The sequence below is a fragment of the Verrucomicrobiia bacterium genome, from assembly GCA_035495615.1.
In the GTDB taxonomy this organism is placed as follows: Bacteria; Omnitrophota; Omnitrophia; order Omnitrophales; family Aquincolibacteriaceae; genus DATJFP01.
This window is the reverse complement of the sequence record DATJFP010000021.1, coordinates 46,118-71,020: the sequence shown is the minus strand read 5'-3', so window position 1 is coordinate 71,020 and position 24,903 is coordinate 46,118. Positions and strand designations below refer to the sequence as shown.

Below are 24,903 nucleotides of genomic sequence, written 5' to 3'. Positions count from 1 at the left end.
TGCCGGCTTTCTTTTTTTCCCGACTCGATTCAGTTTCCGGCCGGCTTCGACTCCTGTTCGAAATCCTTGTCTTCCTGCGCCGGCGGAGGAGCGGCTTCCTCTTCGATTCCGTCGGAGGGCGGATTTTCCATCACCGTTCCGGAATCTTCGGGAGCCGCGGCATTATCAACGGCCGCCGGCGTTTCGGCGGAAGCTTCGGCCGCAGGCGCGGCCTCGGCCTGAGGCTCTTCGGCGGCTTCCGTCGTTTCCGAAGCTTCCGCGGGGGCCGAGGCGGCTTGCGGCAGCGATGCCGCGTCCACCGCGCCTGTGACAGGCTGGAACGAACCGAAAATTTCGAGCTCTCCCAGTTCGCAAGTGCCGCCGCTGCCGTGATCGTCGATGAATTTCACCTTCACGAACTTGGCTTTGACCGGCGCCGGAAATTTGAATTCCTGCTCCGGCTTGCCGTTCATCAGCATGTTGGTCGTCTGGAACGTTCCCGCGCTGTGGAAGTTCTCCGACGCCGAATCCGGCGACACCGACACTTCGAGCGTCTTGCAGTTTTCGGGCGCCGCTTCATAAACCGGCACCGCGGCGCGCATCAGATAAGCCTCGCGGCCGCCGTCAAAAGCAAAGACCACTTCACTTCCGGCATCGATTGATACATTTTCGCCGCCGGCCTGATTTCCCGGAGCGCCGTCGATCAGGGCTTCAAAGCCCTGCTGACTGGAGGCCGCGATCGTGCCTCCCGCGTCTTTGGCGATCACGTCGACTTCTTTGGCCGGCTGTTTGGCGAGTTCGGCCTTGAATTCATCTTCGGTGAGCAGCTTGCCCGAGACCTTCCACTCCGCGAAGTCCGAATAATTTCCGGACCGCCCTTCCCCGATCCTGATTTTGAGAAATCGCACCGGGGCCGGGGGATCGATTTTGAATTCCTGATACACGTTTTTAAAATCGACTTTGTTCGGCACCTCGATCGAAAGCAGCGGAACAAAACCGGTTTGGGCATTTTCCGCCGATGCGCTGAGCTCGATTTTTTTCGGATTCGACGAGCTCTGCTCGAAAATGGGCACGGAAAAACTATCGAGAAGCGCGGGCTGGTTGTCTTTGAAAGAAAGGACAGCATAGTCCCCTGAGCCGAGCGAGGCCACGGTGTCTTCCGAACCGTCCATGGCGAGCGCCACGTCCTGGTTGCTGGCCGTCACGATCCTGGCTCCGGCCGCCGCGGCCAGAAGATTTTCCCCTTTTCCGCGCTGGGCCTGCAGCAGCATTTCCGGATTCGCTTCCTCAGCCGGGTTTTCGGGCGCCGCGGCTTTCGGCGCGGCAGGCGCCGTGATTTTCTCCTGGTGCGCGACGCTTTCCAGCGACTGCTTGAGGCTTTGCGCGTCCTGCGCATCCTGGTAACTGCCCTGCGTCATCTGCGCGATCTCCTGGAGCTGGGCCTTTGTCGGCTCGTCCACGCCGAACCCGATCGCGTGCACCTTCACGTCGATGCCCTGCGCCTTCAGATTCTTCATGACCGTGACAGGATCTTTGCCGCAGCTTTCCTGGCCGTCGCTGATGAGGATGATGGTTTTCGAAACCTCCGGCGCACTGTCGAAATCTTTCGCCGCGAGCTCCAGCGAATAGCCCAGCGCGGTCTGGCCGAACGCCTGGAGCGCCATCACCTTGGCGATCATGGCGGACTTGCTGGGCGGCCCGATGGGCATGACCAGCTGCGAGTCGAAGCATGACTGCCGCACGTTGTCTCCGACCGGCGACGCGCCGAAGACGCGGAGGCCGACCAGGGAACCGGGCGCGATCTGGCCCGCAATGCCGGTCAGCGACTGCTTGGCCGCTTCCAGCTTTGTGTCCGCGCCGAGCGGGTCGTTCATGCTGCGCGACGCATCGAAGACGATTTCGGTCTGCCGCGGCGCGTCCGCCCGAAGCGGGGCCGAAAAAGCAGTCATCAAAAAAAACGAGGCGGTCAAAACGGTGCGTGATTTCATGCCGGTTTCCTTTCCCCCTGTGGTTCATGATCCTGAGTTAAAACTTCGTGCAGCAATTCGTGGCGGCGCCGCATCAGACTTTCGGGAGGCGGCTCCTGCATGTTGGAAGGCCCGAGCGCCTTGTCGTAGAGTTCCAGCGCCTCTTCGGGCTGGCCCGCGGAGCGAAGAAGCCCCGCTTTCATTTCGGTCATTCCCGCATCGTCCGGATGCGTCTTTAGAAAATCATCCACGATCTTCGCGGCTTCCGGAAAACGCTTTTGCAGGATCAAGGCCTCCGCGTTCAGATAAGCGCCGGTTTCGGGCTGGAGATCTTTTTCGGCTTCCGCCAGCACTTCCACTTTCGAAAAGTAGCTCTTGCTCACCAGCTTACCCTTGTCGTTCAAGACCGCTTTCAATTGATACTGGCCCGGCTCGAGCTTTTGCGTGGCCTCAGGAGTCAAAATCCAAACGCCGGTCCATTCCGCCCCTTCCGCCTCAGGCTCTATCTTTTGGAAATCCACCGGCTGCAATCCTTTTTCCGTGCGCAGCTCGAGCGTGATTTTATCTTGCCAGGAATCGCGGAGCGCGGGCTCGAGCGCGGAACCTTCCGGAAAAATCAGGAAGACTTCCGCGATCACCGGCCAGCCGCGCAGGATTTTCGTGTGCAGACCGTGATTGACCGAAAGGGAAATACCCGCGGGATAGCCGGGGGCCGCCGCAGCCTGCGAAGAAGGCGCGGGAATGGAAGTGCTGCGGTTAAAAAATATCCATGCGGCAGCCGCCGCGGTGAACATCAGGACCAGAATCAAAATATTTTTTTTCATTATTTGCGCCCCTGATGGCCATACATGTATTTGTCGTTCACGCAGATCTGGTACTTGCAGGCGCCGCGCTCGAGCTGCGTGTCCGCGCTGCCGTACCGGCGGCCCGCGTCGCCTGTCCCGTCCGGCAGCTGGCAGTAAGTGTACCCCGACTTTTCCGGAGGCGCCGTGATTTCCTTGAAGATGCGCTTGTTGCTGCCTGTCTCCGAAGGATCGTACGCGTCCGCGAGCGTGTAGCGCATGACGCAGGATTCGTCGCCGCTGTGCTGGCCGTGCTTGCGCGCCACCCAGAGCCGCCGCGGCTTCCTGAAACGGCTCGGCTCCATGGGGAATCCGTCCGGCTCCGCAGTGGCCTCGATCACTTCGCCCTTCGTGTGCGCGTCGAACAGCGCGTCCGTCCAGTTGTCCGCGTGAACTTCCACGATGACGTCCTGCCCGTCGCGCTTGTCTTCGGTCCAATAAACGAAGCCTTCGTCGCTGCTGCCGTGATGCGCAATCGTGGACGCGTGGCCAAGCTCATGCGGGATCGTTCTCATCATGTCGGTAAAACTCAGGCGGATGCCGAGATTGACGACCGGCAGCGTGCCCGGCGTGCCGGGCCTCTGGAAACCGCTGCGGCTCGTGGCCTCGGAATCGAATTGGGAAAAGCTGGAGCGGATCAACTCCACCGCGTGCTGCTCCACGTCGTTTTTCACGCCGCCCTTGTTGAAGTTGACGACGGGATTCTTGTAGTCCTTCACTTCATCGAGCATGAGCCAGCTATGGACCTTGAGACCGCTCGCGTTTTCGAAGCGTTTGATCGCAAGCTGCGCTTCGCCGGTAGAATCGATCACGAAATAATCCTTGAGCCGCGGGTCGCCTGAAATGTGGCCCTCGTCCGCCTGGAAATCGCGCCGGGAATAAAAGCCGCGGTATTCGTCGTAAAGCGTGAGCCCATCGCCGTGGTGGTTCGCGCAGGTCGCCATGCGGTTTTCGGGTTTGGTTTCGTCGTCCGCGTCGTCGGCCTTTCCGGAAGCGCCCGGCGTGTTTTCTTTCCACCCGTCCGCGATTTTGGAATCGCCCGTGCGTTTGGGAAGCGGGATGATCTGGCGGCCGGTTTCGCCTTTCAGATGCCCTTCCGCCGTGTCTCCTCCGGGCATGACCGCCTTCACGTAGAGGCCGGCATAGCCGCCCCAGTCGAAGCTGGAAACATTGACCGTGGCGCCGTCGAACCATTTCTTTTCCCGCGTCGAGATCGTCTGCCCATCGTTTTCGATGACAAAATCTTTTTCCGGATTTTCTTCATACTCGAATTTCATGTCGTCATCTTCCGCGGCCACGCGTTCGGAAGGCCAGTTCATGGCCACGCCCTTCACCTTCGAGGTTTCCTTCAGCTCGAAAATAAATTTTTCGGCCTTGGCATCCGGGGCCTTGCCGGTCTTGGGATCGATGAGCTTGGCGTGAACGGTCAGCGTGTTCCCTCGCTTTTTCGCGTCCTTATTGCCTTTGGGCCGCCAGTCTTTGTAGCCTTCGATCTCGACTTCGACTTCATATTCGGATTTTCCGTAGGGGGCAAGGTTCCAGCGGATCTTCATCGTTCTTGCAAATTTGTGCGGAGGATCGTTCCCGTCCTCTTTTTCGCTCCAGGTGGTTTCACCCTGCAGGACATTGCCGGACTTGGGAAGCGCGGGCCATACCTTCGCGCGCCATACTTTCATTTCCGCGTTGTACTTCTCCATGGCCGCGTCGATCGATTTTTGGTCCGTGCCCGCATTCTCGGGATATTGCGGCGGCGGCCCGAACGGCTCGCTCACTTTGTCCCCGCTGATGTCCACGACACTGAGCCCCGCGGACACGCTGCCCATCCCCGGCCCGGTTTCCGGCACACCGTTCGAGTCGGTCTCGTGCTGCACCCGGTTTTCCTTGGATTCGCGTGTCGATGAGGATCGATAATCATAAGTATGCGCGCCGTTCCGGGTGACTTGGTCGACAGCCTTGGTCCAATAAGGGGTCTTGTGCCAGTCGTTGTACTCGCAGATTTTATCCGGCGCGCCGCCTCTGCAATAGACGTCGAAATGGCGCCACTTGTCCGTGGTCTGGCTGTCCCCGGGGATGATGTCGAAACTGTTCACGCTCAGGCTATAATCCTGCCAGTCTTTGCCGACCGTGACGTAAAGCAGCGCGCTGATGTCTTTGGCCGGACCACTGCCGCTGGCCCGGATCCTCCGGCTGCCGTTGGGGCAGGCCCAGTTCCCATTCCGCTCCCACTGGATACTTCCCTCACCCACAAACTGGCCGCCGTTATTGTCGCCGAAGAGGCGGATTTCCTCGTTGCTTGCGTCCGCGCCCGCGCTTTCCATGGATTGCCCGGTAAGGGCCGTCAATTTCTGAGCCATGGCTTCGAGTTTTTTTTCCTGCGCATCCGCCTTCTCGTCTTCCTTCCCCTGATCGTCGGTGGGTTTCAGCTCATTATAAGGAAGGTCCAGATTCAAATTCATCCGCCCGGTGAGGACATCCGAGTCCCACGCCTTTCCGTACTCCATGAATTTGCCATGCTCGTCGGTATCTGTCCCGCAGTCCTGCAGGTATTCCTCCCTCTGCATGTATTCCACCTGCACGGAACCGGTCCAGCGCTTCACGCCGAGAAAACGGTTCGGGTCATCCCCGGAAGGCGAATCGCAGAGGACCGGACGCGGAAAAAGCAGGAGAGGCGAAAGAAAAAGGGCGGCGAGAAAGGAGTTTTTTTTCGGAAAAGTCATCTTGGGACAGCGGCGCCGTGGGTGGACGGTTTCTTCAAGCAGGTCTCCACCGGCCTCAGGGTTCCCGACGATTTCCCCCGCTTACGGGCGGGAACCGGGCCGTGTTAAATCTAATGATCGGCTCAAAAAAACCAAACATGAGGCGGCTGTTTGCGGAGAAAATCTTCAGTCGCGGTCGGGCGCGCCGAGCGGGAAAAGCTTGCGGTATTCCCTGGCCTCGTCCACGGACCGCGCAAAGGAAGGACGGGCGAGCAGCCGGCGCCGGTAAGCCCGGACGCTGGGAAAGGCTTCCCCCACCGGATGCACCCAGTCCGCGTAAAATAATGAAGGCGCCGCCGCGCAGTCGGCCAGACTGAAGTGGTCTCCCGCCGCCCATTCGCGCCCCGGCATCGTGTCTTCCAGCCAGCGGTAGGCCGTGTCGAGATCTTCGCGGGCCTTGCGGACGCCGAAAGGATCGCGGCTTTCTTTGGGGCGGAGCGCGTCGAACACGATTTCCTGCATGGGCGTCATGATGTAGTTGTCGAAAAAGCGGTCCATCATACGCACGTTCAGCGCCGCGCGCGGGTCCTGCGGGACCATGCGCATGGGCCCGGGATGATAAAGGTCGAGATGCTCGATGATGATGCTCGATTCCACGACCGCGCGCCCGCCGTCCACAAGGACCGGCATGCCCTTCAGGGGCCAGAGGGCCGCGTGTTCGGCGTTGTTCTTATCCTCGCCCGGCGCAAGCATGCGGAATTCAAATGGGATTTTATTTTCGTAAAGCGCGGTCAGGACTTTCTGGCAGTAAGACGCGAAGGGATGAGCGTACAATTTCAGGGACATCCGGGCTCCTTGAGATCTTCATGAAAAAAGCATTGAAGGATTATACTCCTCCGGCACCCCCACAAGCGCCCTTTTCCAGCCGGATGGGTCTTGCCCGGGCCCGAAAGGGCAAAACCCTTACAACCACGGGGCAGATTGCTCTGGATTCTTGTGTCCGGCTGAATTAAAGTACCTTCAAAATTGATTCGATACATTAGCCTTATAAGGTCCAGATATTCTAAATATCAACATATCCGGTTGGGGGGAATATGAAAAAGCTTTTAAAGCAACTTCCGTTTTTCATGGGCGCGCTTTTGTGCATGGCGGGAGCGGCCTGGGCCAGTGAAGCGGACCTTAAAATCCCGGACCTTCACGAAGGCCGCTTCAACTTGTTCGGAGGATTGAGCGGTTTCCAGATCCTCTTCTACGGCTCTTTCATCATCATCGGGACCGTGGGCGTTTCCCTGTATCAGTTCATGGCCATCAAGAAGCTCCCCGCCCACCGGTCCATGCTCGACGTCGCGGAAACGATTTTCCAGACCTGCACCACGTACCTGATGCAGCAGGCCCGGTTCCTGGCCATGCTTTTTGTCATCATCGCTCTCGCCATGAGCTATTACTTCCTCGCACTGCAGCATGAAACGGTCTCGACCCTGGGCCTTGTGCTCCTTTTCTCGGTGATCGGCATGGCCGGATCCACCCTTGTCGCCTTTTACGGCATCCGCGTGAACACCTACGCCAATGCCCGCACCGCCTTTGCCTCTCTCCGCGGAGTGCCGTGGGATGTCGTCAACATCCCGCTGCGCGCGGGCATGTCCGTCGGCCTTTTCCTGATCTCGATCGAACTCGTCATGATGGTCGTCATCCTGCTCTTCGTGCCGCGCGACATCGTAGGCTACTGCTTCATCGGTTTCGCCATCGGCGAATCGCTCGCCGCCAGCGCGCTGCGCATCGCGGGAGGCATCTTCACCAAGATCGCCGACATCGGCTCGGACCTCATGAAGATCGTGTTCAAGGTCAAGGAAGACGATCCGCGCAACCCGGGCGTTATCGCCGACTGCGCGGGCGACAATGCCGGCGACTCCGTGGGCCCGACGGCCGACGGCTTCGAAACTTATGGCGTGACGGGCGTCGCGCTGATTTCCTTCATCACGCTCGCGGTGAAGGAGCCTGAGATGCAGGCCAAACTCATCGTCTGGATCTTCGCCATGCGCTTCCTCATGGACTTCATGTCCGGTATCTCGTATTTCATCAATAAAGGCATCTCGGAAAACAAGTACAAGAACCTGAAAGAATTTGATTTCGAGGAGCCGCTCACGCGCCTCATCATGATCGCCTCAGCGCTCTGCATCTCCACCTCCTTCATCATGTCGCATTTCCTGATCGGCGATCTTCCGGATACGAGCCTGTGGTGGAAGCTTGCTTCCATTATTACCTGCGGCACGCTGGCGGCTTTTCTCATTCCGGAATTCACCAAGATCTTCACGTCGTCGCACTCCAAGCACGTGCACGAAATCGTAACGGCCTCCCGCGAAGGCGGCGCTTCGCTGACCATCCTTTCGGGCATCGTGGCCGGCTCGTTCTCGGCTTTCTGGAAAGGCATCCTGATCGCGTCGCTGATGTGCGTGGCTTACCTGATTTCGCAGATGGGCCTGCAGAACATCATGCCGCATGCGTCGGTCTTTGCTTTCGGCCTCGTGGCCTACGGCTTTCTCTGCATGGGCCCCGTGAACATTGCCGTCGATTCTTACGGCCCTGTGACGGACAATGCGCAGTCGATCTTCGAGCTGGCGCAGACCGAGTCCATTCCGGGAATCGAACATGAAATCCAGAAAGACTTCGGCTTCAAGCCGGACTTCAAGACGGGCAAGCACTACCTCGAATCCAACGACTCGGCGGGCAACACGTTCAAGGCGACCGCCAAGCCCGTCTTGATCGGAACGGCCGTCGCGGGCGCGACGACCATGATCTTCTCGATCATCCTGCTGCTGCAGGACCACCTCCAAGCCGCGGCCGTCTTGGCCGCCAAGGGGCTGCCGGTTGCCGCGAATGCCGGCGAAGCGCTTCTCTTCGAAAAACTCTCGCTCACGTCCGCGCCTGTCCTGCTGGGCTTTCTCTGCGGCGGCTCGGTGATCTACTGGTTCTGCGGCGCCTCGATCCAGGCCGTGACCACCGGCGCTTATTCCGCGGTCGAGTACATCAAGAAAAACATGAACCTCGATAAAAAGGAAGCCGCGCGCGAAGACTCGATCACGGTCGTGCGCATCTGCACGCAATACGCGCAGAAAGGCATGTGGAACATTTTCCTCGGCCTTCTCACCCTGACCCTCGCGTTCGCGCTCGTCGATCCTTACTTCTTCATTGCGTATCTCATCGCCATCGCAATCTTCGGCCTTTTCCAGGCCATGTACATGGCCAATGCCGGCGGCGCCTGGGACAATGCCAAGAAACTTGTCGAAGTCGATTTCGGCGAGAAGAATACCCCGGTGCACGCCGCGACCGTCGTGGGCGACACGGTCGGCGATCCGTTCAAAGACACGACGTCCGTTTCTCTGAATCCAATCATCAAATTCTCAACGCTTTTCGGCATGCTCGCCGTCGAAATCGCGATCAAGATGGATCCCGCGGCCACACGCCTAGGCGCCGCCGTTTTCCTGGCGCTCGGCCTTTTCTTCGTGTGGAAATCCTTCTACGGCATGCGCATTCCGGTCAAGGAAGGCCACGCGGAAACGTCTCAACACGCAAAGCACGCCGCGCACGCCCGGTAACCCAAAAGAGTTCCCCAAATAAAAAGGCCGGTACTTTCGTACCGGCCTTTTTTATTGCCTCTTCACTTCGATTCCGTCCACAAGGTTTCTGCAAAAGCATTCCGCAGCTTAGCCCGGTTTCGTCTGAGAGCTCCGCCTGAAAAATTCATATCCGAGGGCTGAGGCCCCGATCATCAGGGCGGGAAGCAGCATGGCCGAAGCATTCCAGCGGTCATAAGCAAGGCTTCCCAAAAATCCTCCCCCGACGAAAGAAATCAGAATAATCGAAAGCAGCTTGAACCTCTTAGTCTCGACGGGAAGTCCATAGGCCCTATTCCCAGCCAAGGCTCCCAAGTCCGTCAGAATCCCGGTCAAATGCGTGGTCCGGACGATGGTTCCACTGTAAGTGCTGGCAAGGGCATTTTGCAGTCCGGCCGCGGCGCAGGCAAAATATTCCCCCCAAATGGAATTTTTCATGAAAAAAAACGTCGCCAGGAAAAGAAGCCCTGATTCTACCGCTAGCGCGAACCCATAGCGGCGTCCCATTTTCAGATGGCCGTCCCGGATAATCACGCCGCTGATGAACGCACCGAGAAAAAAAGAGAGAAGAATCAAAAAAGCCCCGGAGGCTGCGCCCGCTTCATGCTTGGACAGCGCAATGGAGAAAGCGCTGGCAATTCCCGTCATGTGCGTTGCGGCTTTGTGGGCAAATCCTGAAAGGGCAATGACATTGATCATGCCCGATGAAAAAGAAAGCGCTGCCGCGCCGACCCACACCCATCTTTGGAGTTTCGTAATCACGTCTTTATTCCCCGGCTCACAAGTGAGCCTTGAACTCAGGCTCGGTTTTGAAGTTGTCGTTGCGTCCGTCGAAATAGCGCACGGGGGCCGCGGCCCATTCTTTCGGATCAAGGTCGTCCAGCGTGCCCAGCATGACCACCATCATGTCCCCGCCCGCCTTGGGCTTACCGAAGACTTTGATGCCGCAATGCCTGCAAAAATGGTGCAGGATATTGTCGCCCCAGACCGACAAGTCCTCCTTGCCCGAAAGCAGCTTAAAAGAATCCGTCTTCACGGACTTTCCCCAGAGCCGCGCCTTCGTGCAAATCGAGCAATTGCATTTGAACGTCCCTTCCGAGAGATCAAACGCCGCTTCGTAGCGCACCTTGCCGCACGCGCAGCTTCCGTGATAAGTCTTCATGGCCATAACGGATTCCTTTCAAGATTCAACGAGCTTGGCGGATTGGGCCGGGGACTTGTTCTTTTTGGATTTTTTGATCTCGATAATTTGAGAGGGGTAGATGCTTCTTTGTCCCGTTACGAGAAAACTGAGAATCGAGGCAATCGCGGCATAGGGGGCGATGGGGGCTCCAAAAAGCTCCATGGCCATGATGCTTGCCGACAGAGGGGTTTGGGCCGCGCCTGCCAGCAGGCTGACCAAACCCAGGGCCGCGAAGGTCGACCGGTCTGCGGAAAGGATGCCCGCAAGCCATGACCCGGAAGTCGCTCCGATGAAAAAAATCGGCGTCACGATCCCTCCGCAGCCGCCGCCGTTAAGCGTTATCGCCGTCGTCACTATTTTCGCCGGAAAGGTATACCAAGGAAAGGGCTTCCCATTGACCGCATCAACAATGGTTCCCATGCCTAAGCCAAGATACCGGGTCGAACAGAGCAAGGAAAAAACAATAAGAAAGATTCCCGCGGCCAGGCTGATGAGCTCCTCGTGTTTAAACCGCTCCCGGACCTTCCGCAGGATTTTCATAACCGCGATCAGCATCAAAGAGCACAAGCCAAAAAAAATCCCGGCCAAGGCGACCTTAATAAAAAATATTTCGTTGAAAACGGGTATATTTTTAAGGGGATTAAAAACGGCTTTTGCCCCCAGCTTTACGGCGACATGATTGGCCGTGATTCCCGCGACGAAAGCAGGAAGGAGGGCATCGTAAAGCAAATTGCCCACGGATAGGACTTCGAGGCCAAAAAGGGCTCCCGCTAAGGGAGTGCCGAAAACGGATGCGAATCCGGCGCTCACCCCGCAAATCGTCAGCTTTCGCCGGTCTTCGGCGTCCAAACGAAACACAGCGCTGATTATGGAGCCGATTCCCGCGCCCATATCCGCGGCCGGGGCTTCTTTTCCCGCGGAACCGCCCGCGCTTATCGTCAAAATAGGCAGGAAAAATGATTTCAAAATCGAAACCGGGTGAATGGGTTTTAATTGATGAATGTATTCGATCGCTTTATCCGTGCTCTCAACGTCAGCCTTGGGAAAAAGCCGGCGGGAAATAACCGCCGTAAGGAGCAGAATGACCGGAAGCGAAAAATAATAATGATCGCGCGCTCTCGACCAGCTCAAAGCAAAATCCAGCGCCTTTAAAAAAAGGGTTGTCGCAATTCCCACGACGACCCCCAGGAGTGTGGCAAAGAAAAACCATTTGAAAGTAAGGGCAAACAAACTTATGTGATCCAAGATCTTTTTTTTCAAGATGTATCGCCATCCTCATGGAATGCCGGTGGATGAAAACTTTGAAAGGATTATACCCTCGAAGGAACCCTTTCCAAAGCGCGGACTTCCCATTGCCGGCCGGCCTCGCGTTATAAGACGGCTTCCCTTCCCGTTTTTATGATAAAATGCTTGTCTCAAACTTAACTTTTTGACGGTCAAAATGCCCAATAAAAAAAGCCTCTCCGAACTCTTATCCGAAACCCGCCGCTTGATTCTATCGGGGCAATTTTTAAGCCTCTTTTCAAAAGCGGTCTTTCATCTTAAAAATGTGCGGAAGCTTTCGAAGCGGAGCAAAAGCCTGCTTGCCCACGGCTCGTCTGTCCTGGAGCAGGCCCTCCGAGCCTGCCGGGAAGCGGGAGTCCGGCCCCACCTGAACTTCGGCACGCTTCTCGGCTACCGCAGAAATAAGGGCTTTATCCAGGGGGACGACGACCTGGATTTCGGGCTTTTGGCTTCGGACCGCCCCGACATTCCTCTTTTGATCAAGACCATGGAAAAAGCGGGATTCCGGCTCAAAGCCGAACATCATCTGGAAGGACCGCTGGCGGCCATCGGCGATTACTGCGAAATCACCTTCGTCCATCAGGAGACCGGCGTTTCGACCGATTTTTATTTTTATCACGCGTGGAATCAAGAAATCCTTTATGCCGGAGCCGCGGAACTCATCGGCCACTTTCACGAAGGCCTGCTGAAATTCACGCCGGTCGAAAAAAACAAAATTGCCGGCTACGCGCTCTCTTATCCGGGTGATCTTGCCGGAAAATTCGTTCCAGCGCCCTTTTTAAGTTCCGAGATCCTGGTGCCGGCCGACACGGATGCCTATTTGGAGCGGCTTTACGGAAACTGGAAGATCCCTCAAAAAAACTTTTATTACAAAAACGTTTCCGCCATCGTCAGCAGCGCTTCGAGCACGGGCATCGAACTCGTCCGCCTGCCAGCCCCCGCCGAAACGGCGTCTTAAGATTTTTTTCGAAAGAACCGTCGGGGGTCAGGCGGCTTCGTTCTGCAGGTCTGTCTTGGGAATTTCGGAAACGGGTGGGACTTCCGCCGCCCCGGCCGTGACGGCGGGCGCGGAAGGATACAAGCCGTGGAGCTTGATGTACTTTTGGACGGAACCGGGCAAAAGATTCATGTGCCCTTCGCGGACCCGCGTTGAACGGACCGGCAGAGAATAGACTCCCTTGAGAAGCTTCACCCCTTCGGGAAGGCCGGCCGCGAGATTGTCCTCCAAAGGATCCTGCCAGCTTTCCCTTATCAGGACGCTGAAATCCACGCCGGGATATTTGCCTTTCTCTTCCTGCAGGACCGCGCTGATGTTCTTTCCCCATTTCCGGTAAGTGTCGGTTCCGATCGCGACGACAAACCGCACGGGAGTAAATTCCGTCCTGTCCCTCAACGCTTTCAAAAGCGAGGCCGCGTTCTTCGTGCCGAATTCTTCGGGATGCCTGAGGCTGATCTCGGAGGTCTGCATCAGCGGATAAAACAATCCGGACACTTTTGAGCACATTTCATGGCGCGTTTTCGAATCGGTTTTTTCGGATTTCCAGGAAGTCCCGGACGGGCCCGGCGCGAAATCCCCCACCGGCGTGAAGAACAACGCGTAAGCCGTTCTTTTGCCGTGGGCGTTTTCCGACTCGTGGATCATGGCGTCGAAGAGCAGCTCGATGTGGGCATAATGAGGCGGATCGTACGTCCCGGGAATGGTTACCAGAATGATGTTGTCCGGATACTCGCGGATTCCGAAATCGCCTGTTTCGTCGGCCGGAAGCGAATCAAAGAAAAGCATTTCGCCCGAGAGCACCCGCGTGCGCAGGATGTCGAAGATGTAATTGAATTTCCGCTTGAGCGCCCAAGCCAGTTTCAAGTCCTGGTCGCTGGCGGCCTCTTCCTCGAGGCGCGCGATGTCCTTCAGGATCTGGGCGGTCATCTTCGCCAGGCACCGTTTGGAATGCGTGTCCGCCTGGCGATGGATCCGCTTCATGTCGCCGTTCAGCCAAAGGAAATTTTCCCCGCTCTTTTTGGTAATGTAGACCGCGACGTGCCGGTGGTTTTTCCCTTCGCAGGGATCCACGCTCCGGATGTCGTCGAAGCGCGCGATTTTTTTCGTCTTGTGGTCGAAGACGTGCATGAAAACGCGCTTGTCCTTGTACACGGAGATCGTGATGTCGTAGCGCCCGGGATAGCTGTAAAAATAAGCTTTTTCGAGCGGGCACAGGAGCGGCTTCGTGGAGGCTTTGTTGATGAACCGTTCGAGCTCCTGTTCGGTCTGATGCAGGATGTCCGGATTCATGATGTAGAACCATGCGGTTTTCGTGAAGTTCTCCGGAGACTCCTTCATGCGGCGGACGTATTCCGCCCACGAAACCCATTCGAGATCGGCCACCTTGGGGTTCTTGGACCGGATGTCCCTTCTTTTGATCTGCACGAAGCTGAGGTAGATGAATTCGCGGTTGTACAAATCGGGATCCGCGGCGTATTTTTTGTAAATTTTGAGCTCCGAATGGAGGCCGAGCGGCACCGCCTCAATTTCCTCCTCGTCGATATCCAGCTCTTCCTTCAGGCCGCGGATGAGCGCGGCTCTCAAGCCTCCGCCGTCTTTGGCGAGAATCTGCGTGGCCAGGCTCTGGTCGAGCTGCCCTTTGGCGATGTCGACGACGCCCGACCGTTTTTGGACGAGCACCTCGATTTGCCCCTCTTCGTTGGTGCATACAATATAGGCCTGGATGCCGACGTGAAAATCGCCTTCGGAATGGACGAGGCGGCGGTCTTTATAGCCGATCACGTGGCCAAGGGCGGGATCAACAATGGGAATCAAGTCGCTGTTCAAAGAACGGAGAGCTCCGGTCCCCGGAACCATACCGTTAAAATGGGCATCAAAATTGGCTTTCAACGATTCCTCCCTTTTGCCCCTTCTGCCACGCGCGGACTGATCGTTTCAGACACCTGAATTATGGCCGTCCGGGAAGGGTTGAGAAATAGGGAGATTCGTAATTGGACGTAAGAAAAGCGGCCATTCTGAATTAATAAAAAGGAAGGCGCCGCCTCACACCGCTTTTATTTCGCGCCTGCGGGAAAAGTCTCTCAAAATCGGCCTGCAATGCCCGCTGAAAAATGATATTCTAGAGCATGACAGAACTGGAAAAGTGGAGGCCTTTTTTAAACAGCGTCTCCTACAAAGAAAAGAAATTCGACTCCCTCAATCTCTCCGAAAGCGCTTATCCGTTCGTGACCATTTCCAGCCAGGAAGGCGCGGGCGCTAACGAGCTCGTCGACGCCATCCTCGATCTTTTGCGCACAAGGCAGGGGGCGCTTTACCAGGGATGGACGCGGTTCAACCAGGAACTGCAGCGTGAAACCGCCAAGATCCCGGCCTTAAAACATTCGACGAAAATCGTGGTGCACGGCGAATACCTCACCGAAATCGAAGACATCTTCGATCAGCTGATTTTGGGGCATCCTTCGCAGCACACGGTTTATAAAAAAATTTTCCAAATCATCCGCGCGCTGGCATCCAAAGGAAAATTCATCGCAGTCAAAAGAGGCGGCGCCTTCATTACCTTCGGTCATCCGCTCGGCATCCACGTCAGGCTCGTGGCCCCGCTCGATTACCGCATCGCGGCAACTAGGGTCAAACTGGGCATGTCTGCTGAAAAAGCGAAGAAGTGGGTCCTTCAGAAGGACCGCGGGCTGGCAAAATTCGCGAAAGACTATTTTAACCGCAGGATTGACGACCCGCTTTCTTACGACGTGGTCTGGAACACGAAGAATACGCCGGTCAGTCAGATTGCGTGGAGTGTCGTGGCGCTGATCGAGAAAAAAGCCGAAAATTCCAGGGCGCTTTCCAAAGGCGCATAAGGTCCGGGCCCTTCCAGGCGTCTTCCCCCAAATGCCGGGCTTTCCCGCTTCCGTTCGCTCTATTTGTGATCGTGCCGATGATGGATATCTGGCGAATGGGGATGAGAATGCGTCAGCCGGCTGTGGTGATGGACATGGTCATGCGGTTCCGGGCCCTCGGTTCCATCATGCTCGTGCTGATGGTGTTCGTCGTGCACGTGCATATGCCGGTGCGTCATTTCTTCATGCGTGTGCTCATGTTCATGGGTTTCCCGGTACAAAACGCAGACTCCGATGAGCATGAAAAGCCCGGCGATCCAATGCATGAAGGGCGGACGCTCCGCCAAAAATGCGATGGAAGCCAGCATTCCGACAAAAGGGGCTGTCGCGAAATAGGTCGCTGTCCTTGAAGTGCCGATCTTGCGAAGCGCATAAACAAAGAAAACCAGACTTAGTCCGTAGCTCACAAACCCCACCGCAAAGGCAACGGTAATCGCCGGTAGATCATTCGAAGTTTGCTTCAGCAAAAGGGCAAGCGCGATGTTAAACAGCCCGGCCGCCCATCCTTTAATCCCCGCCAGTAAGGACGGTGGAATATCTTCGATGTTCCGAGTCAGATTATTGTCGATTCCCCAGAAAGTGCACGCCCCGATGATCCAGAAGCCCGAAAGGGAGAATCCCATCCCCGATTTGCCCTGCGCACCTATTAAAACGGCACCGAAGACAATGGCGGCTTTTCCGAGCCACACCCGCCTGCCGACGTGCTCATGGAAGACAAGCCACGCGATAAGGGTACTGGCCACCGTTTCTAAATTGAGAAGCGCGGAAACCTGGAATGCCGAGGAATAGAAAATTCCATAAGTGAGGCAAATGGGCGCCAGCACTCCGCCCGAAAGAACGGCAAGGGCAAGCTGTGCTTTTTGCGGTTTGGGAAGGCTTTTAAGAGGGCTGACGATCGCTTCACGGCGCGCGGCGCGCAGCGCGAGAAGGCCGATTCCCGAACCCAAATAAAGAATTCCCGCCATCAGCACAGGAGGCATTGTCCCGCCGAACACTTTGATGAGGACGGGAGAGATTCCGAAGAGCACCGCGGCCAGAAGCGCAAAAACCGGGCCGGAAACAAAAATCATATCTGGCATCCCGGCTCCTTGCATTGCTCGGACTCCGCTTCGAGCTGGATGGTCGAATGGTGGATTTTGAATTTATCCCGCAGTAATTCCCGCAAGACCGAAAGGACCCTCTCGCCGGGAACCGTATTGTCGATCGCGATATGGCTGCTCATGGCGTCAACGCCTGAAGTGATCGTCCACACGTGAAGATCGTGGATGCTTTTTACCCCTTTCACTCCCTGAATGGCCGCCTGTAATTCTCTCAAGTCAATGTGAGCCGGCGTTCCTTCCATCAAAATGTGGGCCGCTTCGTTCAATAAATTCCAGGTCCGCGGCAGAATAAAGATTCCGATTCCCGCACTGATCAAAGGATCAGCATAATACCAATGCGTCAAAAGCATGATGACGCTTGCGAGAATGACTCCGATCGAACCCAACATATCGCTTAACACTTCAAGATATGCCCCTTTGACATTCAAACTATGTTCCGAATGCTCATGCAGAATCGCCATGCTCACGAGATTCACTGCCAAACCGAAAGCCGCAACGATCAGCATCTGCTTGCTTTGAATTTCCGGCGGATTTTCAAACCGCCGCCAGGCCTCATAGAGGATAAAGAAAGAAATCCCCAAAAGCACAAGTGCATTGATAAAAGCCGCGAGAATCTCCATCCGGTAAAAACCGTAGGTTTTCTTCTCGGTGGCGGGCCGGCCGGCAAACCAGATCGCCAGCAGCGCAAGCCCGAGCGCCGCCGCGTCCGTCAACATGTGTCCCGCATCGGCCAGCAGCGCAAGGCTCTTCGTTAAAATTCCCCCGATAATTTCGGCAAGCATGTAGACGCTTGTCAGAGAAAAGACAAGGAGCAGCCTTTTGCCTTTTCCGGCAGCGTGTAAACCGTGCGAATGCGAATGTGACATTATTTATCCGTTCCTTTCTTAGAATCCGATAGAGAACCAGAAAAGACATCAAAGAAGGGTTTGGCTCCCCGAACGGTGCCTAAATATTTTCCAGTTTGTGGGCTTTGCGGCCGCCGCGTTCGATTTTTTCTGGGGAAACATCCGAGAGAAGCAGTCTTTTGGCCATGTCCACCGAACGCCGGGCAAGTTCCCTGGCGCCGTTCCGGAGTTCCCGGCTATTCTCGACGTAATCGATATTCCTTTCCATGTCTTCGGCGGACCAGCCGCGCGAGTGGGCAATGAAAGGAAAAGCAGGCGCCTGAAAGCCAAGCTCCGAAAAAAACATCAGGAGCTGGCCCGCGACGGCCTGGATGTTGTCTTGGCCGCCGGTGATGATGAAGGACGCGACTTTGTTCTGAATCAGGACCCGGTTGTTGATCGTGATCTGATTTTGAATGCAGTTGAGGCGTTCGGCCATTTTGTAATAAAGCGAGCTTGCGGATCCCCAGCGGATGGGCGTTCCGATCAGGATGACGTCCGCCCAATGGACAAGCGCTTCGTAGACAGGTGTGAGCTCGTCTTTCTTGTCCATCTGCGTAATGGAACACGGCCAAGTGCAGGCGTGCGCGCTTTTAGAATAGTAGCCTTCGCAGCTGCGGAAGTGAAGTTCATCGAGCCGGATCATTTTCGTTTCGCAGCCGAGCTCCGCGGCGGAAAAGTCCAGGGCAATTTGAAGAAGCGCTTCCGAGGTCGAGTAACGCGGGTTCTTGCGGTCCATGACCGTCGTCGAAATTCCGGCGACGCGGATCCCTCCTTTTTCCCGCTGGACCGGACGCGCGAGGGGATGGGCGGCGTGCGGCAGCCTGTTGCGCTTCGTCAGAGGCTCAGGATTCAGGAACAAATGCCCGTTTTCGACGCGGACCTCATAACTCGGGACACATTCGTCTTCGTAGCCGGGCTCTCCTTTTCCGGTCCGGCATTGGTATTTCCAATTGTGCCAGGGACAGACGATGTAGCCGTTTTCGAGGCGCCCTTTGCCGAGCGGCCCGCCTGCATGATTGCAGACGCCCGAAATCGCTCCGAATTTTCCGTCCTGATAAGAAACCGCGAATTTCTTGCCGCGGACATGGACTTCGTTCAACGGCTTCTTTTGGAAGTTCTCAACAAGCCCGAGGTCTTCCCAATTGTTTTGAGTCATAAATTACCCCTGTCCTTGCTTGGTTCGGCATTTCCGCCGGACGAATCCTGCTCCTTTTCCCGACAGTCCGTGATTTCACCCTATGCTAGTATAAAATTATATTACGCGACAAAAATAATTACGCCATTCCCGACATTGATTCGGAGCCCGCCCGGCTTTATAAGACTTTGTTCTTCGAAGATAAACGGCCGCGCATCGATTTCCCCATGCAGGGCACGCCACAAAGCCACGCGGACAGCCGTGCTTTCCGGCGCCGGATTTTGTTCGGTCATCGTTGATCCTCCGGCGGATAAACTATCACAATTTCCCGCAATTTTCTTATGAGAGAAGATGCTTTCCCGGATGCCTCCGGCTGGGATTTCGGGTAAGATGCTGGACTTTGACCTGCCTCTGGGAGCGAAGAATATGGCATCTGAAAATAAAAGAGACGCTGATCGGCAAACGCCGTCGGGTTCTGTCGTCGGCGTGCTCATTCCGATCATGGGCGCGGTCTTTACCGCGTTTCTTGTCACGGGCCTTGCTTTGCCTGTGCTTCCCCTGCACGTGAATCAAGGCCTGGGCTTCGGCGCCTTTGTCGTGGGGCTTGTCTCCGGCGCGCAATTCACCGCGTCGCTGCTCTCGCGATTCTGGTCCGGCCATTACGCGGACAGCCAGGGCAGTAAAAAAGCAGTGGTCGCGGGCCTGTGGATCGCCGTGGCCGCCGGATTTCTTTATCTTCTCTCGATGGCTTTTCACAGTTCCCCGGCCGCGGCGGTGACTATTCTCATCGCGGGACGCGGCGTCCTGGGCGCGGCGGAAAGCTGCATCGTGACAGGAGCCTTAAGCTGGGGCCTGGTGCTGGCGGGCCACCAAAACACCGGCAAAGTGATTGCCTGGATCGGGACGGCCATGTACGTAGCCTTTGCTCTGGGCGCGCCGGTAGGCTCGGCCTTGTACGGGCTTTATGATTTCACGGCCATCGCGCTGGCGACCATCCTGCTGCCGCTCCTCACGCTCGCGCTCGTGGCCTGGCAGCCCGCGGTCCCTCCGTCGGCCCGCGAACATCCCGGGTTTGCAAGCGTGGTCCGCGCGGTCTGGATGCCGGGTTTCGGCATGGCTCTCAGCAGCATTGGTTTCTGCACCATCACGACCTTCCTGGTCCTTCTTTTTGCGGAGCGGGGATGGGGCCTGGGATGGCTGGCCCTGACCATTTTTGCCGGGGCTTTCATTCTGGCGAGAATTTTTTTCGGACATCTGGCGGATCACATCGGCGGCGCGAAAGTCGCGCTCGTCTGCGTGTTGATCGAAGCCGTGGGGCAGGCCGTGATCTGGCTTTCGCCCTGGCCGGCGGCGGCGTTCGCCGGCGCGGCGATCACCGGCTTCGGTTACTCCCTCGTTTATCCCGGATTCGGCGTCGAAGCCGTGAAACGCGTGCCCGCGGAAAACCGCGGCCTTGCCATGGGCGCTTACAGCGCGTTTCTCGACGTGGCGCTCGGCTTTGCCAATCCCGCACTTGGGCTCATCGCGCACGGATTCAGCCTGAAAGCCGTTTTTTTGGTGAGTACGCTTGTCGTCATTTCGGCAGTGGGCGTCGCCGCGCGCCTTCTCAGCGACGCGGGCTGATGGCCGATCTCATCCCGCCGCTTTTGCTCCATTTTCTCTCCTGTTTTTAAGGCTGATTTTCCCGCCGATGGCCTTTTCTTTTCCCCAATCATCAGGTAGCTTTTCCTTAAGTCATTGTCTTAAGAGCAATGGGTTATAGGACTAAAGGATTTCGAGTTAATGCCCGGCATTCTTCAAAAAGACGCAGACACTCACCTTTCGGCTCTCTCCCGAAGCAAGAACGTGCCGCGATGGATGCTGGCCGTTTTAATCGATTGGTCCCTTATTGCCGCGGCCCTCGCCCTCGGAATTCATACGCGCAATGCCGGGATCTGGCTTCTCGTGCTGCTTGTCGTCGGAAACCGGCAGCATGCCTTGAGCGTGCTGGGTCATGACGGCGCCCATTTTTTAATCTGCAAAAACCGCGCTTTAAATGATTGGCTCGCCTGCCTTTTTTCCTGGTGGCCTTTAGGAGTAGGCCTTCATGGGTATCGAAAATTCCATTTCCAGCATCACCGCTATTCCGGCACGGTCCTCGATCCGGAACTGGACATCAAACGGAAAGAAAAACCGGAGTGGGACCTTCCTTTAAAGAAAAGGACGATGGGACTTTATTTTTTAAAAGATTTGCTGGGACTAAGCGCGCCGAACGTGGTGCATCTTTTCGAAGCGACGAAACCGATCAAAAAAAGCGACTGGCTGGGGCCGATTGTCGTGTGGGCCATATTTGCCGGGGCGCTTTATCACGTGCATCATCTGCGCGTGCTGCTTTTCTGGTTTGCGGCCATGCCCACGACCTTCTGGGCGATGTTCCGAGTGCGCGTGTATCATGAGCATCACGGAACCTCAAAAACGCACCGCGTTCATTTGCCTTTATGGTACCGCGAACTCTTCGCGCCCCATAATATCTGGGTCCATTACGAACATCATAAATGGCCGCACCTGCCCTATTATTTCCTTCATAAAGTGCGGCATCTCGATGCATCGGTCCCCATTATTTCCGTTTTTGAACTTTTATCGGGTTACAAGAACAGCGAAAAAATGGAATCCGGGACCGTGCTGGAGCAAGACATTCAGGCTTCACACCCCCTCGAACTCCTCCCGGAATAACTCCAAAAACCAATCTATTTTCGGCGGCTAAAAGCGGCCCTCTCCATCCAGGGCTGATAAAACCGCGGGGCCTCGCTGCCGGAATACGGCCGCCCGTCAGAGATTTTTGCCGTGAGACAGGCCTTTTGATTTTAGGCCCGTTTAGGTAGAATGATCTTCCGGCCTACCCTTAAGAGCGCGGCCGCACCTCATTCAAAACCTAAGGACGAAAGCCATGCAGCTTGCCAGCGAAATCCAGTTCAGAGAAGGCGGGATCTACAGCAAAGTCCTTGCACACGGCAAACATTTCAGCTGTACGCTGATGTGCCTTGCGAAAGGAACAGGGATGGACGAGCATTCCACGCCGCGGGCGGGAGTGCTGCACGTTATCCAGGGCCGTGGATCTTTTGCCCTCGAAGGCACTGCCCTGCGCATGGAGCCCGGCACGATTATCTGCATGAAAGCGTCCGCCCCTCATGCGCTGACGGCCGAAGAGAACGTGGCCTTTTTGCTTTATTTATACGAATAGACCTGACTGAAGACCGGAGAGTTTATGAGCACCCTTACTGAGAAAAAGACCGACCTCTCCAAGATAGCGTCCCTCTTTTCTCCCCATTCCATCGCTGTCATCGGAGCGTCGCGCAATCCCGAAACCGTGGGCCATGCCATGGTGGACAATCTCCGGCGCGGCGGGTTCAAAGGGCAGCTCCATCTCGTCAATCCGAAAGCCGACGAGATTTGCGGTCTTCCCTGCTTTCATTCGGTTGAAGCCATTCCTTCGCCGTTCGATCTCGCGGTCATCATCGTCCCGCCCGCCGCGGCCGCGGAAACCCTGCGCGCCTGCGGGGAAAAAGGGGCCAAAGCGGCCATCGTGATCACGGCGGGCTTCCGCGAAATCGGCGAAGACGGCCGCAGGCGTGAAGAGGAACTGCTGGCCGCGGCCCAGGATTACGGCATCGCGATGCTGGGCCCGAATTGCCTGGGCCTGATCAATACGGACCCTGACTTTCTCGTCAATGCAAGCTTCGCCCGCGCGATGCCCGCCGCCGGAAACATCGCTTTTGTTTCGCAGAGCGGGGCGCTTTGCACCGCCGTCCTCGACTACGCCAAAGGCGCCGGCATCGGCTTTTCGAAATTCGTCAGCCTGGGAAACAAGTCGGGACTCAACGAAATCGACATGCTGAATTACCTGAAGACGGATTCCGGGACCGACGTGATCCTCATGTACGTCGAAGACCTGGTGAACGCCCGGCGGTTCATCGATACCAGCAGCGAAATTACGGGTGACCTGGAGAAATCCAAACCCATCCTCGTCATCAAATCGGGACGTACTGCGCAAGGCGCGAAAGCAGCGCAATCCCATACCGGCTCGCTGATGGGCGCCGACGAAGTTTACGACGCGATTTTCGCGCAGGCCGGGGTGCTGCGGATGGACAGCATCCAGGAGATGTTCGATCTTGCCATCGCCTTCTCCAAGCAGCCCTTTCCCAAAGGGCCGCGCGTGGCCATCGTGACCAATGCCGGCGGCCCCGGGATCCTTGCCACCGACACCTGCATCCGCGGCGGGCTGAGCCTTTCTTCCTTTTCGCCGGAAACAAAAGCGGCCCTGGCTAAAGCGCTTCCGCCCACGGCCAATATCCACAACCCGATCGACGTCATCGGGGATGCCCGCGCCGGCCGCTATGAAGAAGCCCTGCGCATCGTAGCGCAGGACACGGAAGTCGACAGCCTGCTCGTCATCCTGACGCCGCAGGCCATGACCGCGATCGAGGAAACCGCGCGCGTGATCGTAAAGGCCGCCGCCGCGAGCAAGGTGCCCATCATCGCGTGTTTTATGGGCATTGCCGACGTTTCTGCCGGCGTAAGAATCCTGGAAGAGAACGGTATTCCCCATTACCGTTTTCCGGAAAATGCCGGGCAAGTCCTCGGCCGGATGTACCGGTACCACCAATGGATCCAGCGCCCGCGGACCACGATCAAATCCTTTGACGTGGACAAAGGCGCCGTCCAAAAGATCATTCGCGAAACCGCCGAAAGCGGCCAGACGATGGTGCCGATCGACCGGGCCATGGAAATCCTCAAAATCTACGGCTTCCCGGTTCTCCCGTTCGGCTTCGCGTCTTCGGAAGAAGATGCGGGCAAGACCGCTCGCGGCATAGGTTTCCCCGTCGTCATCAAGGCGATTTCGCCGCAAATCGTGCATAAATTCGATTTCGGCGCGGTCCGCCTGGATCTCCGGAATGAAGGGGATGTCCTCGCGGCCTGCCGCGAAATAAAAGAGAAATTCGCCAAAGTGTTTCCCAAAGGGCGCCTGGAGGGTTTCTTCGTGCAGCGGATGTCCGGCAAGGGGACAGAAGTCATCCTCGGCATGAACCGCGATCCGGCGCTCGGTCCCACGGTGATGTTCGGTCTGGGGGGGATCTATGTGGAGGTGCTGAAAGATGTGACTTTCCGGCTCGCGCCGCTGCGCAAGCGCAGCGCCGAGCTGATGGTGCAATCCATCCGCAGTTATAAAATCCTTCAGGGCGTGCGCGGCGAAAAAAAATCCGACATCGCGAAAGTGGTGGAATGCATCGAACGCCTTTCCCAGCTCACCATGGACCACCCGCAAATCAAGGAAATCGACGTCAATCCCCTGATGGTCCACACGGAAGGCGCCGGCGCATCCGTTCTCGACGCGCGGATCATTATAGGCCGATAATTCCCGCTAAGCCCGGCGCCGCCTGAATCCTGTTCAGCCGGCCGCGAACGATCCCGTTTTGACCTCTCCCGCCCGTTTGTAATTGGCAAAGATCACGCCGCTCGGAGAAACTTTGCAGTCCGTCAAAGTAAACTCTGCGGGGATGGCGCCTTCGGCAAAGAGGCGTTTACCCTTCCCCAAAGTGACGGGAAAGATCTTGAGCCAAAGCTCATCGATGAGATCGTGTTTCAAAAGAGTTTGAATGAAATCGCCGCTGCCGTACACATGCAGCTCGGGACCGTTTTGTTTTCTGAGCTTCTGCACTTCTTCTGCGATGTCGCCTTTCAGGAGGACCGAATTCTTCCATTCAAGTTTGAGCGAGCTGTTCCTTGAGGCAACATACTTGGGCGCGTCGTTAACCCCCGGCCACTTGTCTCCATGATGCGGCCAGTACCCGGCAAAAATATCGTAAGTTTTTCTGCCGAGAAGCAGGTTAAACGGCCGGGACATCTGTTCAGCCATAATCTCTCCCGACACGCCATCGAAATAAGGAAAAGTCCAGCCGCCGTATTTGAAACCGTCCGAAGTATCTTCTTCCGGGCCTCCGGGGGCTTGGATGACGCCATCAAGCGATATAAAGGAAAGAACGATCAGTTTTCTCATGCGTCAATTCTCCTGGTTGTTTGCTTGGTTTCGGCAATCCTCTAAAATCTTTTTGGGAATGGAGCGAATGCCAAGCCAAATGAGCAAGGGAACAATAATCAGATCGTCTAACACTCCAAGAAGGGGTATAAAGTCCGGAATAAGGTCGATGGGAGAAAGGGCGTAGGCAACCGCCATTCCTAAGAACCATTTCGAAATTCCCGGCGTCCGGGAATCCTTCAAAATAAGCTGGTAAATTCTCAGCTCTTTTTTAAATTTTTCTGTTAAGCGTTTTCCGAACAAGGGCCCTCCCGG

21 protein-coding genes are annotated in these 24,903 nt (G+C 56.5%); 7 read left to right on the top strand and 14 right to left on the bottom strand.

Annotation, left to right across the window (positions count from 1 at the left end):
- Positions 1-29: 29 nt before the first annotated feature.
- From VL688_02705 to VL688_02690, 4 genes are all read right to left on the bottom strand, one after another.
- On the bottom strand, positions 30-1,967 hold the full coding sequence (locus VL688_02705) for a VWA domain-containing protein (GenBank protein ID HTL46955.1): 1,938 nt from the start codon (positions 1,965-1,967) through the stop codon (positions 30-32).
- Entirely contained in the window at positions 1,964-2,770 is an 807-nt protein-coding gene (locus tag VL688_02700; protein HTL46954.1) for a hypothetical protein, read from the bottom strand. The genes VL688_02705 and VL688_02700 overlap by 4 nt, the downstream gene beginning before the upstream one ends.
- Positions 2,770-5,505 (bottom strand): hypothetical protein, encoded by a 2,736-nt coding sequence (locus tag VL688_02695; protein ID HTL46953.1) that lies wholly within the window; start codon positions 5,503-5,505, stop codon positions 2,770-2,772. Before VL688_02695 ends, VL688_02700 begins: the two co-directional genes overlap by 1 nt.
- Before the next feature lie 165 nt (positions 5,506-5,670).
- Positions 5,671-6,330 carry a glutathione S-transferase family protein gene (locus VL688_02690; GenBank protein ID HTL46952.1) on the bottom strand — a complete coding sequence of 220 codons (660 nt, stop codon included), beginning with the start codon at positions 6,328-6,330 and terminating at the stop codon, positions 5,671-5,673.
- Positions 6,331-6,578: 248 nt separating this feature from the next.
- Between VL688_02690 and VL688_02685 the strand changes: the two genes are divergently transcribed.
- On the top strand, positions 6,579-9,077 hold the full coding sequence (locus VL688_02685; protein HTL46951.1) for a sodium-translocating pyrophosphatase: 2,499 nt from the start codon (positions 6,579-6,581) through the stop codon (positions 9,075-9,077).
- 108 nt (positions 9,078-9,185) lie between these two features.
- Here the strand turns inward: VL688_02685 and VL688_02680 are convergent, their stop codons facing one another.
- Genes VL688_02680 through VL688_02670 form a run of 3 tightly spaced genes read right to left on the bottom strand, consistent with a single transcriptional unit; the run spans position 9,186 to position 11,454 of the window.
- Positions 9,186-9,857 (bottom strand): YoaK family protein, encoded by a 672-nt coding sequence (locus tag VL688_02680; protein HTL46950.1) that lies wholly within the window; start codon positions 9,855-9,857, stop codon positions 9,186-9,188.
- Positions 9,858-9,873: 16 nt separating this feature from the next.
- A complete protein-coding gene (locus VL688_02675; protein ID HTL46949.1) occupies positions 9,874-10,263 on the bottom strand; it encodes a GFA family protein in 390 nt (129 codons plus the stop codon).
- Between the two features lie 12 nt (positions 10,264-10,275).
- Entirely contained in the window at positions 10,276-11,454 is a 1,179-nt protein-coding gene (locus VL688_02670; GenBank protein ID HTL46948.1) for a chloride channel protein, read from the bottom strand.
- A gap of 373 nt (positions 11,455-11,827) precedes the next feature.
- On the opposite strand from VL688_02670, the gene VL688_02665 reads away from it, so the two are divergent.
- Positions 11,828-12,520 (top strand): LicD family protein, encoded by a 693-nt coding sequence (locus VL688_02665; GenBank protein HTL46947.1) that lies wholly within the window; start codon positions 11,828-11,830, stop codon positions 12,518-12,520.
- A gap of 27 nt (positions 12,521-12,547) precedes the next feature.
- Here the strand turns inward: VL688_02665 and VL688_02660 are convergent, their stop codons facing one another.
- Complete coding sequence (locus tag VL688_02660; protein HTL46946.1) at positions 12,548-14,386, bottom strand: NUDIX domain-containing protein; 1,839 nt, start codon at positions 14,384-14,386, stop codon at positions 12,548-12,550.
- Positions 14,387-14,685: 299 nt separating this feature from the next.
- On the opposite strand from VL688_02660, the gene VL688_02655 reads away from it, so the two are divergent.
- The gene (locus VL688_02655; GenBank protein ID HTL46945.1) at positions 14,686-15,414 is read left to right on the top strand and encodes a cytidylate kinase-like family protein; all 729 of its coding nucleotides are present in this window, start codon (positions 14,686-14,688) and stop codon (positions 15,412-15,414) included.
- Positions 15,415-15,473: 59 nt separating this feature from the next.
- Here the strand turns inward: VL688_02655 and VL688_02650 are convergent, their stop codons facing one another.
- From VL688_02650 to VL688_02635, 4 genes are all read right to left on the bottom strand, one after another.
- Positions 15,474-16,547: an EamA family transporter gene (locus tag VL688_02650; GenBank protein ID HTL46944.1), complete on the bottom strand. Its 1,074-nt coding sequence runs from the start codon at positions 16,545-16,547 to the stop codon at positions 15,474-15,476.
- A complete protein-coding gene (locus VL688_02645) occupies positions 16,520-17,419 on the bottom strand; it encodes a cation diffusion facilitator family transporter (GenBank protein ID HTL46943.1) in 900 nt (299 codons plus the stop codon). Before VL688_02645 ends, VL688_02650 begins: the two co-directional genes overlap by 28 nt.
- 79 nt (positions 17,420-17,498) lie before the next feature.
- Positions 17,499-18,596 (bottom strand): Rieske 2Fe-2S domain-containing protein, encoded by a 1,098-nt coding sequence (locus VL688_02640; GenBank protein HTL46942.1) that lies wholly within the window; start codon positions 18,594-18,596, stop codon positions 17,499-17,501.
- Positions 18,597-18,697: 101 nt separating this feature from the next.
- A complete protein-coding gene (locus VL688_02635) occupies positions 18,698-18,868 on the bottom strand; it encodes a hypothetical protein (GenBank protein ID HTL46941.1) in 171 nt (56 codons plus the stop codon).
- 133 nt (positions 18,869-19,001) lie between these two features.
- Between VL688_02635 and VL688_02630 the strand changes: the two genes are divergently transcribed.
- The 4 genes from VL688_02630 (at position 19,002) to VL688_02615 (ending at position 23,967) form a co-directional block, all read left to right on the top strand.
- Positions 19,002-20,198 (top strand): arabinose transporter, encoded by a 1,197-nt coding sequence (locus VL688_02630; GenBank protein HTL46940.1) that lies wholly within the window; start codon positions 19,002-19,004, stop codon positions 20,196-20,198.
- Positions 20,199-20,432: 234 nt separating this feature from the next.
- Positions 20,433-21,287: a fatty acid desaturase gene (locus tag VL688_02625; protein ID HTL46939.1), complete on the top strand. Its 855-nt coding sequence runs from the start codon at positions 20,433-20,435 to the stop codon at positions 21,285-21,287.
- A 214-nt stretch (positions 21,288-21,501) separates the two neighbouring features.
- Positions 21,502-21,795 (top strand): cupin domain-containing protein, encoded by a 294-nt coding sequence (locus VL688_02620; protein ID HTL46938.1) that lies wholly within the window; start codon positions 21,502-21,504, stop codon positions 21,793-21,795.
- A 24-nt stretch (positions 21,796-21,819) separates the two neighbouring features.
- Complete coding sequence (locus tag VL688_02615) at positions 21,820-23,967, top strand: acetate--CoA ligase family protein (GenBank protein ID HTL46937.1); 2,148 nt, start codon at positions 21,820-21,822, stop codon at positions 23,965-23,967.
- A gap of 33 nt (positions 23,968-24,000) precedes the next feature.
- Here VL688_02615 and VL688_02610 read toward each other — a convergent pair whose 3' ends face one another.
- Both VL688_02610 and VL688_02605 read right to left on the bottom strand, forming a co-directional pair.
- Positions 24,001-24,609: a dihydrofolate reductase family protein gene (locus tag VL688_02610; protein ID HTL46936.1), complete on the bottom strand. Its 609-nt coding sequence runs from the start codon at positions 24,607-24,609 to the stop codon at positions 24,001-24,003.
- 3 nt (positions 24,610-24,612) lie between these two features.
- Positions 24,613-24,891 (bottom strand): DUF1232 domain-containing protein, encoded by a 279-nt coding sequence (locus VL688_02605; GenBank protein ID HTL46935.1) that lies wholly within the window; start codon positions 24,889-24,891, stop codon positions 24,613-24,615.
- Positions 24,892-24,903 lie beyond the last annotated feature (12 nt).